The following is a 16,492-nucleotide window of genomic DNA, read 5'->3' as shown; positions in this document are numbered from 1 at the left end:
CATTTATTTTGCAATTCATCGTGCTATACTTACAGTAGCAGCGGTGGGGAAACTTTGCCTTTTTCTGCCGCCCGAAAGGAGTTTATTCAGATGCGAAACGATCTGTTTTTGAAAAGCGATGTTGCTAAGAATTTATATGACGCGGTGCGCGACCTGCCGATCGTCGACTACCACTGCCATCTCTCGCCGAAGGAGATTTTGGAGGACAGGGAATTCCCGGATATTGCGCAGATCTGGCTGGGCGGCGACCACTACAAGTGGCGTTTGATGCGTGCCTGCGGCGTGCCGGAGGCGCTCATCACAGGCGACGCGGCGCCGCGTGAGAAGTTCCGCGCGTGGGCGGCGTGCCTCGAGACCGCGATGGGCAACCCGCTTTATGTGTGGTCACACATGGAGCTTTCGATGTTTTTCGGCATTGAAGACACACTGACAGCGGAAAGTGCGGACGATATTTTTGACCGCGCAAACGCGTATATCAGAGAACACCACCTCTCCCCGCGCAAACTGATGCTGCAAAGCCATGTGGAGCTTGTGGCGACAACGGACGACCCGGCAGATTCTTTGGAATACCACAAGGAAATTGCGAAGGAGAAGAACTTCCCGGTGCGCGTGGTGCCCTCGTTCCGCACGGACGCGGCGCTGAACATTTGCCGCGCGAACTATCGCGACTACGCCTTGCACCTCGGCGAGGTGTGCAGTTTTAGTGTGGAGACGCTCGACGACCTGAAAACGGCGCTTTCAAAGCGGCTTGATTTCTTCTGCGAGAACGGCTGCCGCGTGAGCGATATCGGCATTGAGGGCTTCCCGAAGAAAGACAAAAGCTGCGATGCCGCGGAGACGTTTAAAAAGGCGCTGAAGGGAAAGACAATCCCGGAAAACGAGTTCCGTAATTTTCTATTTGAAATGTATGTGTATTTGGCGCACGAATACAAGGCGCATAATGTGACGATGCAGCTGCACCTGAACGTAAAGCGCAACGCATGCACGCGGCTGTTTGAGGCCGTGGGTCCGGACGCCGGCGGCGATTGCGTGGGCGACCCGATCCCGGAGCACGAAGTTGCAGCGCTTTTGGACGCGATGGACCGCAGGGATTCTCTGCCGCACACGATTTTGTACACGCTGGAGCCTTCGATGTATATGGCGCTTGCGACGACGGCGGGCAGTTTTAAGGGCGTTGTGCCCGGCGCAGCGTGGTGGTTCTGTGACCACAAGCGCGGCATGGAGGAGCAGCTGAACATTATGGCGGAAACCGGCCACCTTGGGCAGTTTACCGGCATGCTGACGGACAGCCGCAGCTTCCTTTCCTATGCGCGCCACGATTATTTCCGCCGCGTGCTGTGCAACAGGGTGGCGGAAGAGCTTATGGACGGCACGTTCCTCAGCGAAAAGGCGGCGCTGAAGCTGCTGACCGACCTTTGCGTGGAAAATAGCCGCAAGTTATTCAGCGAATAAAAGTCACGTTATAATAAGGAGGAATTTCCTATGAATATTGTCATTACCGGCGCGGGCGGCGTGCTTTGCAGCGCTTTTTCCCGCGCGCTTGCCGCAGACGGGCACAAAATCGCACTGCTTGACCTCAACTTGGAGGCTGCGGAGCGCGAGGCGGAGGGTATCCGCAAGGCGGGCGGTGAGGCCATTGCCGTGCAGGCGAATGTGCTGGACAAAGAGAGCCTGAAAAAAGCGCATGACGTTGTGCTGGAAGAATTCGGCCCGTGCGAGGTGCTCATCAACGGTGCGGGCGGCAACAACCCGAAGGGCACCACGACGAGCGAGTATTTCAGCAAAGAAGATATGCTGGACGAAAACGCGCGGTCGTTCTTTGACCTTGACCAGGACGGCGTTTCGTTCGTGTTCAACCTGAACTTTCTCGGCACGCTGCTGACGACGCAGGCATTTGCGACCGACATGCTGGAAACAGGCGGCTGCATTGTGAATATCTCCTCGATGAACGCGTTTACGCCACTGACGAAGATCCCGGCGTACAGCGGTGCCAAGGCAGCGGTCTCGAACTTCACGCAGTGGCTGGCGGTACACTTTGCAAACTGCAACATCCGCGTGAACGCCATTGCGCCGGGCTTCTTTGCAACGAATCAGAACCGCACCTTGCTCTTTAACGAGGACGGCAGCCTGACCCCGCGCAGTCACAAAATCATCTCGCAGACCCCGATGGGCCGCTTCGGCAAGCCTGAGGAGCTGCTCGGCACACTGCGCTTCCTCATCGACAATGACGCGTCCGGTTTTGTGACCGGCATCACAATCCCGGTGGACGGCGGTTTCTCCGCGTACTCCGGCGTATAATCTGACTTTTGGGAGGAATTTTTCATGATCATCGGCGCACAGGGCTTCACCATCCGCGACTATGCGCAGAACGAAGCCGACTTTAGAGAGACGGCGAAAAAGCTGCACGACATCGGCTACAAGACTTTGCAGGTCTCTGCGTTTGGCGACATTGACCCGCATATCATCCGCGAGATTTGCGATGAAAACGGGCTTTCCATCATCATTACGCATACGAACCCGCAGCTCATTCTGGAGAACACCGAAAAGGTGATTGAGAACCACCGCATTTTCGGTACGAACCACGTGGGCATCGGCATGATGCCGCAGAAATACACGGGCTCGCTGGAAGGTATGCGCGCGTTTTTGAAGGATTTCGGCCCCGCTGCCGACAAGCTGCACGACGCGGGCATGAAGCTGCATTACCACAACCACGGCTTTGAATACGAGAAATTTGACGGCAAGTGCCTCATCGACCACATGGCGGAGGAGACCGACCCGGCAAAATGGGGCTTTATTCTGGACGTTTATTGGACGCAGTACGGTGGGCGCTCGCCACAGGTACAGATTGAAAAAATGGCGGGACGCATTGACGTCATCCACTTTAAGGACATGAAGATGCACGGCCACGAGCAGCGCTTTGCAGCCGTGATGGACGGCAACATGGACTTTAAGTCCATCATTGAGGCGTGCGAGAAGACAGGCATTCAATATGCAATGATCGAACAGGACAATTGCTACGACCGCAACCCGTTTGACGAGCTGAAGCTGAGCGCCGAAAACCTGCTTCGTGCCGGCTGCACGTTCTAAGGAGGGCATATGACACAGTTTACACTTTCCGCGTTTGCAGACGAAGCCTCGCCGGAGTTTGACCGGCAGATTGCGGCGCTGCACCGCAAGCATATTTCACTGATGGAAATCCGCGGCGTGGACGGCAAGGGCATTTTAGACCTGACGGACGAGGAGCTTGATGTTGTTGAAAAGAAGCTTGCAGCGGGCAATATCGGCATTTCCGCCATCGGCTCGCCCATCGGCAAGATCGGCATTGAGGACGACTTTGCACCGCACTTCGAGAAATTCAAGCGCGCTGTGGAGATTGCGAAAAAGCTGCACACCACGCGCATTCGTATGTTCAGCTTCTATATTCCGGAGGGCAAAAATCCGGAGATTTATCACGATACCGTGATCGAGCGAATACAGAAAATGGTGGACTACGGCGAAGCAAATGGCGTACACTGCTGCCACGAGAATGAGAAGGGCATTTACGGCGACACGCTCAAGCGCGTGGAGAAGCTGCACAAAGCCATTCCGGCGCTGCGGTGCGTATTTGACCCCGCAAACTACATTCAGTGCGGCGATGACCCGGCGGTGAACTTTAAGGCGCTCGCGCCGATCATCGACTATATGCACATCAAAGACGCGCTGTTTAAAGACGGCAGCGTGGTGCCTGCGGGTGAGGGAGACGGCTCTGTGCCGAGTATTTTAAAAACGTTGGCGGAAACGGGTAAGCCGTACATGCTGACGCTGGAGCCGCATTTGTACGATTTCAGCGGCTTGCAAAACTTGCAGGGCGAGGACGTTCTGCATAAGCGCGTATATAAAGACGCGGACGAAGCGTTTGATGTGGCTTCCGACGCGCTGCACGATATTTTGAAAACCATCGAATAACAGAAAGAAGGTAATTTTATGAGCGAAACAGTAAAGGTCGGCATTGTCGGCATCGGCAACATGGGTTCGGCGCACGCAAAGAGCATTTTCTCCGGCAATATCAAGGGCATGGAGCTTGCCGCCGTGTGCGATATTGCGGAATCGAAGCGCCTTTGGGCGGACGAAAATCTGCCCGGCGTACCGTGCTATGAAGACTACAAGGAAATGATTGACAGCGGTGTGTGTGACACGGTGATCGTGGCGACACCGCATTACTTCCACTCCCCCATTGCGATCTATGCTTTTGAAAAGGGCAAGAACGTGCTGACGGAGAAGCCTGCCGGCGTTTACACAAAGCAGGTGGAGGAAATGAATGCGGCCGCGAAAAAATCCGGCAAGGTGTTCGGCATCATGTACAATCAGCGCACGAACCCGAAGTTCCAGAAAATGCGCGAGATCGTGCAGAGCGGCGAGCTGGGCGAACTGAAACGCTGTATTTGGATCATTACGAACTGGTACCGCACACAGGCATACTACGACAGCGGCACGTGGCGTGCGACGTGGGCAGGCGAAGGCGGCGGCGTGCTGCTGAACCAGTGCCCGCATCAGCTTGACTTGTGGCAGTGGATCTTCGGCATGCCGAACCGCGTGATGGGCCACTGCAAGTACGGCCATTGGCACAACATTGAGGTTGAGGACGAAGTGACGGCTTACGCCGAGTACCCGAACGGTGCGACGGGCGCGTTCATCACCACGACGGGTGAGTGCCCGGGCACGAACCGTTTGGAGATTACAGGCGACAAAGGCAAGCTTGTTTGGGAAGAAGGCAAGCTGACCTGGTGGAAGCTCGCCGTGCCGGAGCGCGAATTCTGCGTGACGTGCAAAGAGGGCTTTGCACAGCCCGAAATGACCGTGACCGAAGTGGAAACGGACAACATTGAGCTTGGGCATAACGGCATTCTGCAGAACTTCACAAACGCTATTCTGTACGGCGAAGAGCTGCTGGCGCCGGGCTATGAGGGCATTAACGGCCTGAATATCTCGAACGCCATTCACCTTTCCGACTGGACGGGCAAGCCGCAGGCTGTGCCGGTAGACGGCGAGCTGTTCCTGAAATATTTAAACGAGCGCAGAGCGACCTCACACGTGAAGGAAGAGAAAGAAGACAGCGGCAAGATTGCAGACCTTTCCGGCACGTATAACGACCGCTGGAAGGTAAGATAAGCGAGTTGCCGACAACGGCGATTAAAAGTTTTTAATCCAACTTTTTTCAAAAAGCTGGTGGTTTCCAAAGGCAACGCCTTTGGTCGCCATTCGCAAACGGCGAAATCTTTTTGCTGGACAAAGATATGAGAAAAGCACGCAGATCACTTAAATCTGCGTGCTTTTGTTTTGAGCTTCGAGGGTAATTTGCGATGGAAATTGACGGATAAATTGTGCCAAACGCCGTGCAAAAACATCCATAAATATGCAAAAGTGCCGCTTCCGGGGTGAACCAAAAGCGGCGCTTTCTATGCGTTAAATCTTACGATTTAAGTTTTGATTAAGCCTTGGTGCGCTCTTCGAGGCCGTTGAGCTCGTCTCTGAGCTCCTGCGGGAGCTTGTCGCCGAACTTCTTGTAGAATTCCTCTACGCCGGCAGCTTCCTTAGCCCACTTAGCGTTATCAACCTTGAGGATGGAAGCGAGCTTCTCCTCATCGAAGTCCTTGAGGCCTTCGAGGTTGATGTCTTCCGGCTTCGGAACGTAGCCGATTGCCGTCTCAACAGCGTCAACTTCGTTATCGCAGCGCTTGAGGATCCACTCGAGAACACGGAGGTTGTCACCGAAGCCCGGCCAAATGAAGTGGCCGTCTTCGTCGACACGGAACCAGTTGACGTTGAAGATCTTCGGAGCCTTGTCGCCGAGCATCTCGCCCATTTCGATCCAGTGCTTGAAGTAGTCGCCCATGTTGTAGCCGCAGAACGGGAGCATAGCCATCGGGTCACGACGGACAACGCCGACTGCACCTGCAGCGGCTGCGGTGGTCTCGGAGCCGGTGATGGAGCCGATGAAGACACCGTTGTTCCAGCTTCTGGACTGGTAAACCAGCGGAACCGTATCCGGACGGCGGCCGCCGAAGACGATAGCGGAGACCGGAACACCCTGCGGGTTCTCAAACTCGCTGGAGAGGCACGGGCAGTTAGCGGTAGGAGCGGTGAAGCGGCTGTTCGGATGAGCCAGCTTGTTGCCAGCAGCAACATACTCGGGGCCGTTTACCTTAGCGCCCTTCCACTCTTCTGCGTTAACCGGCGGGTTCTTGTCGAGGCTCTCCCACCAAACGGTGTTGTCATCGAGGTTACGCGCAACGTTGGTGAAGATGGCGCCCTTCTGGGTAGAGATAAGAGCGTTCGGGTTGGACTTCATGTTCGTGCCGGGAGCGACGCCGAAGAAGCCGTTTTCCGGGTTGATGGCATACAGTCTGCCATCCGGGCCCTTGCGCATCCAAGCGATGTCGTCGCCGACGGTCCAGACCTTGTAGCCCTTTGCACGGTAGCCTTCCGGCGGAATCATCATAGCCAGGTTGGTCTTGCCGCAAGCAGACGGGAATGCAGCGCAAACGTACTTAACCTCGCCCTTCGGGTTCTCAACGCCGAGGATGAGCATGTGCTCTGCCATCCAGCCTTCGTTCTTAGCCTGATAGGAAGCGATACGCAGAGCGAAGCACTTCTTGCCGAGCAGAACGTTGCCGCCGTAAGCGGAGTTTACGGAGATGATGGTGTTGTCTTCCGGGAACTGGCAGATCCAGCGCTTCTCCGGATCAACGTCGCACTTGCAGTGCAGACCGCGAACCCAGTCGTTGCTGTCGCCGAGAACGTCCATGACCTTCTGACCGACTCTGGTCATGATGGACATGTTGAGAACAACATAAATGGAGTCTGTCAGCTCAACGCCGATCTTAGCGAGCGGGGAACCGACCGGGCCCATGGAGTACGGGATAACGTACATGGTACGGCCCTTGTAGCTGCCACGAGCAATATCGTACAGCATCTTGTATGCTTCCTGCGGCTCTTTCCAATGGTTGGTCGGGCCTGCGTCCTCTTCTTTTCTGGAGCAGATGAGGGTTCTGTCCTCAACACGGGCAACATCATTCGGAGCTGTTCTGTGATAGTAGCAGCCCGGGAGCTTTTCCTGATTCAGCTTGATCATTTCGCCGGACTCAACTGCTTCCTTGCGGAGCTCTTCGAGCTGCTCTTCGGAGCCGTCGATCCAAACAACCTGATCCGGATTGACAAGAGCTTTCATCTCGTCGATCCAAGCAAGAATTGTCTTGTTGTTAGTCATTGTTATTTCTCCTTTCGCCAAAAAGGCAAATAAAATGTAAAATAACCCATTTGTCTTTATTCTACCACAAGTTTCCCGCATAATCAATTACAAAATCATGAATTACCCCCATCTTTTTTCGATATAGCGGTATTGATTTAGCGCATATCAGAGGAAATTTGCGGAGTTTTTTAATAATCGAGCTGTAAAAGCGTTACGCGTCCGTTTCGGCGGGTGGCGTTCATATCGATAAGACGCTGATTTTCGCTGCCGCGAAAGAGCAGCTCAAGATTGCGCTGCTGTTCGATATACGGCCCGTCCACCAGAACGTCGCACGCGTTTAAAAGCGCGTCCACATCGGGGTTGTGCATAGAAACAAGCTGCTCATATGTCCAGCCGGAATAGGCGGTGACGTCTTTATGCAGGGCGTGCACCTGCTTTGCGAGCGCTAAAAGCGGCTTTGGCTGGCAGAACGGCTCACCGCCCGAAAACGTGATGCCGCGCAGCAGCGGATTTTTTTTGAACATGTCAAAGATGACATCGGTATCTTCCACCCTGCCGCCCGCAAAATCATGCGTTTGGGGGTTATGGCAGCCGGGGCAATGGTGCGGACAGCCCTGTGTGAACACGGTGAGGCGGATGCCGCGCCCGTCCACGATGGAATCGTTCACGATGCCAGAAATGCGGATTTCCATTTTGCCGTGCCTTACAGGCTGTGCTTTACGCGGTCGTGTTCTTCGGCGCGTTTGGCGTCGTTCCAGCGGTCGGTGGTGCCGACAAGGTAGCCTGTGATGCGGCGGATGCGGTCGAATCCGCGGCCTTCGCCGACGATGATGGTTTTTGTATTTTTCTGTGTTTTGGGTGACATGATAACTGCCTCGATTCTTTTTATAAATACAATTTTACATTCATTTCAATTTTTCTAAAGGCGGCGGATGCCGCCTTTTAGGTGGTTCTTGGGCTGGTTTCGCGCAGCGAAATTGATGATTTTCAATCATCAAAAGCACAAAACCATAGCTGAACGACTTGTCGTTCAGGTTAAACCCATGTGTTGCCGTTTTTGCTTTTATGAACTTGCGGTTCAAGTTCATTGGGAGACCCCCTAATTGGGTCTCCCACACTTCAACAGTCCACCGGACTGTTGAAGTTCCCGTCCTGATTTTTGGTAGGCAAATAGATTTCGTTTTCTGCAGAAAGCGACTCGGGGCTTCGCCCCAAGACCCCACCGCCTTTGAAAAGGCGGGCGAAACTTTTAATCACCGTTAACGGTAACTTTGCTCTATCTAATTAAATGCGAATAATCCGGGACGTCGTGGTAGCGCTTTTTCAGCTCCAGAAGCCTTTCGAGCGGAACGCCTTCGCCCTCTCTTCTGCCGCACCTCGGGCACACCTTGTCGATGATGCCGTTATACCCGCACACAGGGTCTCTGTCTACGGGGTGGTTGACCGAGCCATAGCCGATGCCCATTTCTTTCATGCAGCGCACGATGCTTTCAAATGCGTCGATGTTTTTGCACGTATCGCCGTCGAGCTCCACGTAGCTGATATGCCCCGCATTCGTGAGCGCGTGAAACGGCGCTTCTCTGCGAATCTTTTCATAGGCGCTGATGGGGTAGTACACCGGCACGTGAAACGAGTTTGTGTAATACTCTCTGTCCGTAACGCCGGGAATTTTGCCGTATTTCTTTTGGTCTATGCGCACAAAGCGGCCGGAAAGCCCCTCTGCGGGCGTTGCGAGCAAGGTGAAGTTGAGGCCGGTCTCACGGCTTTTTTCGTCCATTTTCTCCCGCATATGGGAGATAATCTCAAGCCCCAGCTTCCAGCTTTCTTCGCTTTCGCCGTGGTGCTTACCGGTGAGGGCTTTTAAGGTCTCGGCAAGGCCGATGAAGCCGACACTTAAGGTGCCGTGCTTTAAGACTTCGGCGACGGAATCGTTGCGGTCGAGCTTTTCGGAATCGATCCACACGCCCTGCCCCATGAGGAACGGATAATTATACACCTTTTTGCTGCACTGGATTTTGAAGCGGTGCAGAAGCTGTTCTTCCACGAGCGCGATTTTTTCATCGAGCAGCTTATAGAACGTTTTCATATCGCCCTTCGCTTCAATGCCGATGCGCGGCAGGTTGATGGAGGTGAAGCTCAAATTGCCTCTGCCGCAGGTGACTTCCTTTGTGTTATCGAATACATTGCCCATGACGCGCGTACGGCAGCCCATGTACGCCACCTCGGTGTTATAATCGCCGGGTTTATAGTATTGCAGGTTGAACGGGGCGTCCAAAAAACTGAAATTCGGGAACAGGCGCTTGGCGGAGCAGCGCAGCGCGTGGCGGAACAGGTCATAGTTCGGGTCGCCCTCGTTGTAGTTGACGCCCTCCTTGACTTTGAAAATTTGAACTGGGAAAATGGGCGTTTCGCCGTCGCCGAGCCCCGCTTCCGTAGCGCGGAGCAGGTTGTGCACGGCCATTCTGCCCTCCGGCGAGGTATCCGTGCCATAGTTTAAGGAGCTGAACGGTACCTGTGCGCCGGCGCGGGAATTCATGGTGTTTAAATTGTGGACGAGCGCTTCCATGGCCTGATACGTGGCAGCATCCGTCTCTTTGTAGGCGGTCTTTGCGGCGTATTCCGCGGCGGCGCGGGCAGCGTCGCCCGTGATGATCTGGAAGCCGTTTTCTGTTTGATGACGCGGCAGAAACGCGCGCAGCTTTTCGGCGTAAGCTTCTGCGGTGTGCATTGTGACATCGGTGCCGAGCGCTTCTTTGATGGCAGCCGTCAGCGCGGCGGCATCGGAGGCGCTCATATCAAACCGCACCTCAATATACTGCGCAAGCGCACGGAAATACTGCTTGCGGTACGTTTTCTTCACGCCCTCCGCCATAGCGTAGTCGAAATTCGGCACGCTTTGGCCGCCGTGCATCTCGTTTTGGTTTGCCTGAATGGCGATGCACGCGAGCGCGGCGTAGCTGCGGATGTCGTTCGGCTCTCTCAAATAGCCGTGGCCTGTGGAAAATCCGTCTTGAAACAGCTTTAAAAGGTCAATCTGACAACATGTTTCGGTGAGGGCATAAAAGTCTTTATCGTGAATGTGGATGTCGCCGCTCGCGTGTGCTTTGGCAATCTCCGGCGGGATGACATATTTATCGTAAAACGCCTTGGCGCTTTCGGAGCCGTATTTCAGCATGGTGCCCATGGCGGTATCGGCGTTGATATTCGCGTTTTCGCGCTTTAAGTCATCCTCTTCGGACGGGCGGAACGTGAGGTTTTCAAAAATCTTCACGAGCTCGTCGTCCATTTCGCGCAGGTGCTCATGCTCCGTGCGATAATTGATGTAAGCGTTCGCCGTTTTGGCGTAATCGGCGGCAAGAAGCTTTTCCTCCACCACGTTTTGAATTTCCTGCGCCGTGGGCGTACCCGGCAGCTTTTCGAGCGCCGTGAGTACCTCTTCGGTCAATTCGTTCAGGTCGGCGTCGCTCATACGCTCTGCGGCGATCCTGGTATTGGCCTTAAAAATAGCGCTTTTAATTTTCCGCGCATCGAACGACACCTTGTCCCCGCTGCGCTTGACAATATATCGAATCATACGTTTAACTTCCCTTTCCGTTTCTCCCCTGCGGCAAAGCCTAAAAGCCTTCGCTTTGCGCTTTCTGTACTTTCGATTATAGGCGCTTTTCCTATACATGTCAAGGGCATATTTAGTGTCAAAACCACTATATATAGTATTAGGTTTACATAATAATAACAAAATATACCGCGCGTCATAGAAACGGTTTTTTCCATAACGCGCGGTATAACTTGTGATTTCATGGCGTTTTTTCACGGTTTTTGGGGCATATTTCGGCGCGGTTGTACACCGTCTATACCCGTTTATAAGCCCTATGCACGCCATACGGCGGTTGACAAAATAAAACGCGTTTTTTCACGAAATTTTTTGCCGGCTTTTTTAGTTGACGACGGCACCGAGCAGTCCCGCGAGATACACCGCGCCCTCCAAATCGATCTTTGTTTTCTGCATTTTTGCAAAGCGGATATCGGTGCGCGAAAATTTGGCACGGCGCAGGTCGCATTCTTTCAGCTGCGCATTGCGGAACACGGTCTCCGTAAGGTCGCAGCCGGAAAGATCGGCTTTTTCGAGATCCGCTTCCGCAAAGCTTGTACCGCGCAGACTGATGCCGGAAAAGTCCTGCTTTTTGAGCGGACAATGATCGAGCACACAGTATTCGAGTGTGCCGCCGCGCACGGCCCAGCCGGTGAGGTCTGCGCCCGCAAAGGAGCAGCCCGAGACACGGCAATTCTCAAACGCGGTGACAAACAGGCTTGCGCCCGAAAACGTGCAGTTTTCAAACGAACAGCCGCGCGCCAAAACGTCGTTCAAGCGAGAAAAATCGAACGCGCACGCAGAAAAGCGGCATTTTTCAAGCAAAGCGCCGGAAAACATCGCGCCGCGCAGGTCGCAATTTTCAAACGTATAGCCGCGCAGCTCGGCGTCCGTGAAATCGGTATCGCCGAGCCGCGCGTTTTTATACGTGTTCTGTTCTAAAGAGAACATTACTCTTCTTCCGTCACGGCGATGTGCAGCTCTTTGAGCTGTGCCTCGGTGACTTTGGACGGTGCATCCATCATGACATCCTGTGCGCTCTTGTTCATCGGGAACGCGATGACCTCGCGGATGGATTCTTCGCCGGAGAGCAGCATAACCATGCGGTCTACGCCCGGGGCGATGCCGGCGTGCGGCGGCGCTCCGTAGCAGAATGCGTTGTACATGGCCGGGAACTTCGCCTTTACATCGTCTTCGCCGAGGCGTACCATCTCGAACGCCTTAACCATGATCTCCGGGTCATGGTTACGCACAGCACCGGAGGAGAGCTCTACGCCGTTACAAACGAGGTCGTACTGGTCTGCCAGAATGTCGAGCGGGTCAATCTCGCCGCGCTCGGCCTTAAGCAGCGTTTCCATACCGCCCGAGGGCATGGAGAACGGGTTGTGGCAGAACTCCAGCTCGCCGGATTCCTCGCCGATCTCGTACATGGGGAAATCAACGATCCAGCAGAACTCGTAGCGCTCTTTATCCATGTGGCCCTCGCACGCCGCGCCGAGCATACGGCGCATGACGCCTGCGGTCTTCTGGGCCTCCTCACGCTTGCCTGCGGAGAGGAACACGAGCGTATTCGGCTCGAGAGACAGCGCGGATTTGACGGCTTCCACGGTCTTTTCATCCGCATTGATAAACTTTGCGATGCCGCCGGCAATGGCGCCGGATTCATCGACCTTGAACCAGTACGGCTTCTGGCCGGCCTGCACCTCTACGTCTGCGCAGAGCTTATCGACCGCCTTGCGGGCAAGCTTGCAGTTGGAGACCGGAACAGCCTTGACAATGTTGTTTTCAAACGGACCGAAGCCGCAGCTTGCAAGAATATCCGTAACGTCCTTGACGCGCAGGTCGATGCGCAGGTCCGGCTTATCGGAGCCGAACTCCTCCATGGCCTGACGGTACGGGATGCGAGCAAACGGTGCGGAGGACGCGATGTTATACGTGCCGTACTTTGCAAAAATCGGCGGAAGAACGTCTTCGATGACGGCAAAAACGTCTTCCTGCGAGGCGAACGCCATTTCCATATCCATCTGGTAGAATTCGCCCGGAGAACGGTCGCCGCGCGCATCCTCGTCGCGGAAGCACGGTGCGATCTGGAAGTAGCGGTCAAAGCCCGCGGTCATGAGGAGCTGCTTAAATTGCTGCGGCGCCTGCGGCAGGGCGTAGAACTTGCCCGGGTGCTTACGCGCCGGGACGAGGTAATCGCGCGCGCCCTCCGGCGAAGAAGCCGTGAGGATCGGCGTGGTGATCTCTAAAAAGCCGTGCTCCGTCATAGCGGTGCGCAGAGCGGAAACAACGTTGCAGCGCAGGATGATGTTGGCTTTCACTTCCGGATTACGCAGGTCGAGATAGCGGTATTTTAAACGCTGGCTCTCGTCCGCTTCGCGGGAGTGGTTGATCTCGAACGGCAGCTCGTTATAACGGCAGCGGCCGAGCACGGTGATCTCCGTCGGCGCGATCTCGATGTCGCCGGTGGGGAGCTTCGGGTTTTTGCTGGTGCGCTCGCGCACGATGCCCGTAACGGAAATGGTGGATTCCTTATTGAGGGGCTTTACAATGTTCATCATCTCTTCGTTTTCGATGACGACCTGCGTGGTGCCGTAAAAATCGCGCAGCACCAAAAACGCAAAGTTATTGCCGACTTCGCGGATGTTTTCCATCCAGCCGACCAGTGTGACGGTCTCGCCTGCGTTTGCAAGGCGGAGTTCGCCGCAGGTATGGGTTCTCGATTGTGTCATGATTGATTTCCTCTTTCGTTAGTGTGACCGGTTAAAATGTGATGGGCATGGCGTCTTCCTGTTCGGTGACGGCCGTGATGTACGTATCGACAAAGTCATCGTTGAGGGAGATCTTCTTCTTTTCGCCCGTCTTCATGTTTTTAAGCACGGCTTTGCCGTTTGCGATCTCATCGTCGCCGAGGACGATGCTGTACTGCGCGCCGATTTTGTCGGCGTATTTCATCTGGGCTTTCAGGCCGCGCGCACACAGGTCGCAGTCTGCCGCGATGCCGCAGCTGTGCATTTTTTCGGTGAGCTGGAACGCCTTCGTCTGCGCCGCTTCGCCCAGAGACGCGATGTAGACCTCGCACTTTGCGTCCTTTCCGAAGTCTGCGCCCATCTCGTTCATCGCCATCAGAATGCGGTCAAGACCGAGACCGAAGCCGAGTGCCGGTGTGGGCTTGCCGCCGACTTCCTCCACGAGGCCGTCGTAGCGTCCGCCGCCGCCGAGCGCGAAGCCGAAGCGCTTCGAGGGGAACTCGAACACGGTGCGGGTGTAGTAATCGAGGCCGCGGACGAGGCCGGGATCGATGGAAAACGGAATATTGATAGATTTCAGCAGCGTCTGCACCTTTTCAAAGTGCGCACGGCAGTCGTCGCAGAGATAATCCGTGATCTTCGGCGCACCCTTGGCAATCTCACCGCAAACGGGGCTTTTGCAGTCCAGAATACGCATGGGGTTGCGCTCCAAGCGGGAATTGCAGGTCTCGCAGAGCTGATCCTTATAGCCCTCGAAATACGTTCTCAGCGCCTTTCTGTACTCTGCGCGGCAGGTGGGGCAGCCGATGGAGTTGATAGAGACCTCAATGTCATCGGCAAGGCCGAGGCGATTGAAAATGGACATGGCCATAGCGATGACCTGTGCGTCCGCCGCCGGTTCTGCGGTGCCGAACATCTCCACGCCGAACTGGTGCAGCTCACGCAGACGGCCCGCCTGCGGCTTTTCGTAGCGGTAGCAGGAGGTCTTATAGTAGAGCTTTACCGGGTAACCGCCGTTATACAGGCCGTTTTCCAGCATGGCGCGCACAGCGCCCGCCGTGCCCTCCGGGCGCAGCGTAATGGAGCGGCCGCCCTTATCTTCAAACGTGTACATCTGCTTTTCCACTACGTCGGTGGTGTCGCCGACGGAGCGCAGGAAGAGCTCGGTGTGCTCAAACACCGGGGTGCGGATCTCGGAAAAGCCGTTCAGTTCCGCTTCATCCGTCATAACGGCTTCCACAAGCGACCATTTTTCGGATTCACCCGGAATGATATCCACGGTGCCCTTAGGCGCTTTTGTGATCAATTCCATAAAATATCCCTCTCATTCATGAAAAATAAAAAAACCCTTACCCAAAACGGATAAGGGACGAAACAGGTTCGTGGTGCCACCCTTTTTCGGGAGAAAAAGCGAAAGCTTCCCCTCCCCTTTCTTTCCTTAACGCGGAAAACGCACTTTCGTGCGGCTCACGGGTGTCTTTCTCTGCCGGATGCACGCGCCGCTCTCAGCATTTGCGGCGCTCTCTGTTTTGTGCCCCATGGCAGATACTCTTCCCGGTCAATGCCGGTGTATTTTCAAAGCATACGCTTTGGTTTTAAATTTACAGCTTTACAATCTCGCGCCAATCGAGGTCGCCGCGCTCGAGACCATGGATAAGCACCTCTGCCGTTGCGATGTTCGTCGCCACGGGAATGTTATTCAGGTCGCAGAGACGGAGCAAGTTTTTATCGTGCGGCTCCAGTGCCTGCTTCTGCATGGGGTCGCGGAAGTACAGCAAAAGGTCGATCTCGTTGCAGGAGATACGCGCCGCAATCTGCTGATCGCCGCCCTGTGGGCCGCTTAAAAAGCGGTGGACCGAAAGACCGGTTGCTTCCTCTACAAGCTTACCGGTGGTGCCGGTCGCACAGAGATTATGCCGGCTCAGGATGCCGCAGTAAGCGATGCAGAACTGTACCATAAGCTCTTTTTTTGCGTCATGCGCCGTAAGCGCGATATTCATGAAAATTCCTCCCTGTTTATAATCATTCGGCCCCTATCCCAAATGTCACAACGATAAGGGAACCGAAACACCGTTCATGCGTGCCGCTATGCGGGAAAGCGCCGTCATGCCGGGCAGGTCATCCGCCGGCACGCAGCCACGCTGAAAAGCAGCCGTCATTTGTCTATCTTCGGGTACGATGCCGATGAGCCGCACGCCGCTTTGGTCGATGACGTCATCGAGGTCGCGCAGGCCGCCGGCGTCTTCCCGCCCGGCGGAAAGGCTGCCGAAATATTCGGCGTTAAAGCGATTGATGACGAGCCGCTGCTGCGGTACCTCAAGCTCTGTTAAAAGCCTGCGCACGATGGACGCATCGCGGATACACACGGGGTCCGAGTTGCACACAATAAGCGCGCAGTCCGCCGCCGCTGCCGCCGCGCGGAAGCCACGCCCCACGCCCGCGGGAGAATCAAGGATCACGCGGTCAAAATAGCGCTTTAAAAGCGGAACGAGTCTGAGCATGACGCGTTCCGGCACAAGATCTTCGCCGCTTGCCGGGGCAGGCATTAAAGACACGCCGGGCATGGTCACGCACGGGTAAATCGCATCCGCAGGCGCGCAGCGCCCTGCCACAACGTCCGAACTGTCGAACACGAGCGCTTCCTCTGTGCCGGTCATACGGTCCAGGCTGCGCAGGCCCGCGTCACAATCCAAAAGCAGAACGCGTTCGCCGCCCGCCGCAAACTGAGAAGCCAGCCCAAGCGAAACGGTGGATTTTCCCACGCCGCCTTTTCCCGATGTGACAACAATAGCAGTACCCATAGATAATACCTCATTAAACATAATAACACAAAAATGCACGGTAGTCAAAAGTAAAAATGGCTATACCGCAATTTTATCACAGCGAGACAAAAACACGGCGGCTTTTTTGTCGAAGCAGACAAAT

Annotated in this window: 14 protein-coding genes, 1 pseudogene and 1 other annotated feature; of the genes and pseudogenes, 5 read left to right on the top strand and 10 right to left on the bottom strand. The window is 55.1% G+C overall.

Annotated elements, in window-relative coordinates; translation table 11 throughout:
• Nucleotides 1–90: 90 nt before the first annotated feature.
• From uxaC to ACI0CA_RS02195, 5 genes are read left to right on the top strand one after another with little or no spacing between them, the layout of a single operon-like run.
• Nucleotides 91–1,452: a glucuronate isomerase gene (uxaC, locus tag ACI0CA_RS02215; protein ID WP_308450120.1), complete on the top strand. Its 1,362-nt coding sequence runs from the start codon at nt 91–93 to the stop codon at nt 1,450–1,452.
• Nucleotides 1,453–1,482: 30 nt separating this feature from the next.
• Nucleotides 1,483–2,298, top strand: coding sequence for an SDR family oxidoreductase (locus tag ACI0CA_RS02210; protein WP_308450121.1), 816 nt, complete (start codon nt 1,483–1,485; stop codon nt 2,296–2,298).
• A 24-nt stretch (nt 2,299–2,322) separates the two neighbouring features.
• Nucleotides 2,323–3,087 carry a sugar phosphate isomerase/epimerase family protein gene (locus ACI0CA_RS02205; RefSeq protein ID WP_176820576.1) on the top strand — a complete coding sequence of 255 codons (765 nt, stop codon included), beginning with the start codon at nt 2,323–2,325 and terminating at the stop codon, nt 3,085–3,087.
• A 9-nt stretch (nt 3,088–3,096) separates the two neighbouring features.
• Complete coding sequence (locus tag ACI0CA_RS02200) at nt 3,097–3,945, top strand: sugar phosphate isomerase/epimerase family protein (RefSeq protein ID WP_308450122.1); 849 nt, start codon at nt 3,097–3,099, stop codon at nt 3,943–3,945.
• 18 nt (nt 3,946–3,963) lie between these two features.
• Complete coding sequence (locus ACI0CA_RS02195) at nt 3,964–5,148, top strand: Gfo/Idh/MocA family protein (RefSeq protein WP_308450123.1); 1,185 nt, start codon at nt 3,964–3,966, stop codon at nt 5,146–5,148.
• 319 nt (nt 5,149–5,467) lie between these two features.
• Here ACI0CA_RS02195 and ACI0CA_RS02190 read toward each other — a convergent pair whose 3' ends face one another.
• From ACI0CA_RS02190 to ACI0CA_RS02145, 10 genes and pseudogenes are all read right to left on the bottom strand, one after another.
• Nucleotides 5,468–7,246 carry a phosphoenolpyruvate carboxykinase (GTP) gene (locus tag ACI0CA_RS02190; RefSeq protein ID WP_308450124.1) on the bottom strand — a complete coding sequence of 593 codons (1,779 nt, stop codon included), beginning with the start codon at nt 7,244–7,246 and terminating at the stop codon, nt 5,468–5,470.
• A gap of 170 nt (nt 7,247–7,416) precedes the next feature.
• Nucleotides 7,417–7,920 (bottom strand): anaerobic ribonucleoside-triphosphate reductase activating protein, encoded by a 504-nt coding sequence (gene nrdG, locus ACI0CA_RS02185; protein WP_308450125.1) that lies wholly within the window; start codon nt 7,918–7,920, stop codon nt 7,417–7,419.
• Between the two features lie 11 nt (nt 7,921–7,931).
• Nucleotides 7,932–8,048, bottom strand: a pseudogene (gene nrdD, locus ACI0CA_RS02180) (anaerobic ribonucleoside-triphosphate reductase); the annotation flags it as partial.
• Nucleotides 8,049–8,133: 85 nt separating this feature from the next.
• Entirely contained in the window at nt 8,134–8,316 is a 183-nt protein-coding gene (locus ACI0CA_RS02175; protein ID WP_316686320.1) for a hypothetical protein, read from the bottom strand.
• A 188-nt stretch (nt 8,317–8,504) separates the two neighbouring features.
• Complete coding sequence (locus tag ACI0CA_RS02170) at nt 8,505–10,802, bottom strand: anaerobic ribonucleoside triphosphate reductase (protein WP_446806572.1); 2,298 nt, start codon at nt 10,800–10,802, stop codon at nt 8,505–8,507.
• 360 nt (nt 10,803–11,162) lie between these two features.
• Nucleotides 11,163–11,768 carry a pentapeptide repeat-containing protein gene (locus ACI0CA_RS02165; protein ID WP_308449297.1) on the bottom strand — a complete coding sequence of 202 codons (606 nt, stop codon included), beginning with the start codon at nt 11,766–11,768 and terminating at the stop codon, nt 11,163–11,165.
• Nucleotides 11,768–13,549, bottom strand: a complete 1,782-nt coding sequence (aspS, locus tag ACI0CA_RS02160) for an aspartate--tRNA ligase (RefSeq protein ID WP_176820584.1) — start codon at nt 13,547–13,549, stop codon at nt 11,768–11,770. Before aspS ends, ACI0CA_RS02165 begins: the two co-directional genes overlap by 1 nt.
• 31 nt (nt 13,550–13,580) lie before the next feature.
• On the bottom strand, nt 13,581–14,879 hold the full coding sequence (hisS, locus tag ACI0CA_RS02155; RefSeq protein ID WP_446806573.1) for a histidine--tRNA ligase: 1,299 nt from the start codon (nt 14,877–14,879) through the stop codon (nt 13,581–13,583).
• 50 nt (nt 14,880–14,929) lie between these two features.
• Nucleotides 14,930–15,138: a binding site (T-box leader), on the bottom strand.
• Between the two features lie 30 nt (nt 15,139–15,168).
• Complete coding sequence (locus ACI0CA_RS02150) at nt 15,169–15,567, bottom strand: methylglyoxal synthase (RefSeq protein ID WP_308449294.1); 399 nt, start codon at nt 15,565–15,567, stop codon at nt 15,169–15,171.
• 45 nt (nt 15,568–15,612) lie between these two features.
• Nucleotides 15,613–16,368, bottom strand: a complete 756-nt coding sequence (locus ACI0CA_RS02145; protein WP_176820587.1) for a nucleotide-binding protein — start codon at nt 16,366–16,368, stop codon at nt 15,613–15,615.
• Nucleotides 16,369–16,492: the final 124 nt, after the last annotated feature.

The organism is Hominenteromicrobium mulieris (assembly GCF_046197855.1).
GTDB lineage: Bacteria > Bacillota > Clostridia > Oscillospirales > Acutalibacteraceae > Hominenteromicrobium > Hominenteromicrobium mulieris.
The sequence above is the reverse complement of the archived record's forward strand: the minus strand, read 5'-3'. Positions and strand labels throughout refer to the sequence as shown.

Bases quoted from the DNA above. Each gene is read 5' to 3' on its own strand.
- uxaC (WP_308450120.1), top strand. From the start codon at position 91: ATGCGAAACGATCTGTTTTTGAAAAGCGATGTTGCTAAGAATTTATAT.
- ACI0CA_RS02210 (WP_308450121.1), top strand. From the start codon at position 1,483: ATGAATATTGTCATTACCGGCGCGGGCGGCGTGCTTTGCAGCGCTTTT.
- ACI0CA_RS02205 (WP_176820576.1), top strand. From the start codon at position 2,323: ATGATCATCGGCGCACAGGGCTTCACCATCCGCGACTATGCGCAGAAC.
- ACI0CA_RS02200 (WP_308450122.1), top strand. From the start codon at position 3,097: ATGACACAGTTTACACTTTCCGCGTTTGCAGACGAAGCCTCGCCGGAG.
- ACI0CA_RS02195 (WP_308450123.1), top strand. From the start codon at position 3,964: ATGAGCGAAACAGTAAAGGTCGGCATTGTCGGCATCGGCAACATGGGT.
- ACI0CA_RS02190 (WP_308450124.1), bottom strand. From the start codon at position 7,246: ATGACTAACAACAAGACAATTCTTGCTTGGATCGACGAGATGAAAGCT.
- nrdG (WP_308450125.1), bottom strand. From the start codon at position 7,920: ATGGAAATCCGCATTTCTGGCATCGTGAACGATTCCATCGTGGACGGG.
- ACI0CA_RS02175 (WP_316686320.1), bottom strand. From the start codon at position 8,316: ATGAACTTGAACCGCAAGTTCATAAAAGCAAAAACGGCAACACATGGG.
- ACI0CA_RS02170 (WP_446806572.1), bottom strand. From the start codon at position 10,802: ATGATTCGATATATTGTCAAGCGCAGCGGGGACAAGGTGTCGTTCGAT.
- ACI0CA_RS02165 (WP_308449297.1), bottom strand. From the start codon at position 11,768: ATGTTCTCTTTAGAACAGAACACGTATAAAAACGCGCGGCTCGGCGAT.
- aspS (WP_176820584.1), bottom strand. From the start codon at position 13,549: ATGACACAATCGAGAACCCATACCTGCGGCGAACTCCGCCTTGCAAAC.
- hisS (WP_446806573.1), bottom strand. From the start codon at position 14,879: ATGGAATTGATCACAAAAGCGCCTAAGGGCACCGTGGATATCATTCCG.
- ACI0CA_RS02150 (WP_308449294.1), bottom strand. From the start codon at position 15,567: ATGAATATCGCGCTTACGGCGCATGACGCAAAAAAAGAGCTTATGGTA.
- ACI0CA_RS02145 (WP_176820587.1), bottom strand. From the start codon at position 16,368: ATGGGTACTGCTATTGTTGTCACATCGGGAAAAGGCGGCGTGGGAAAA.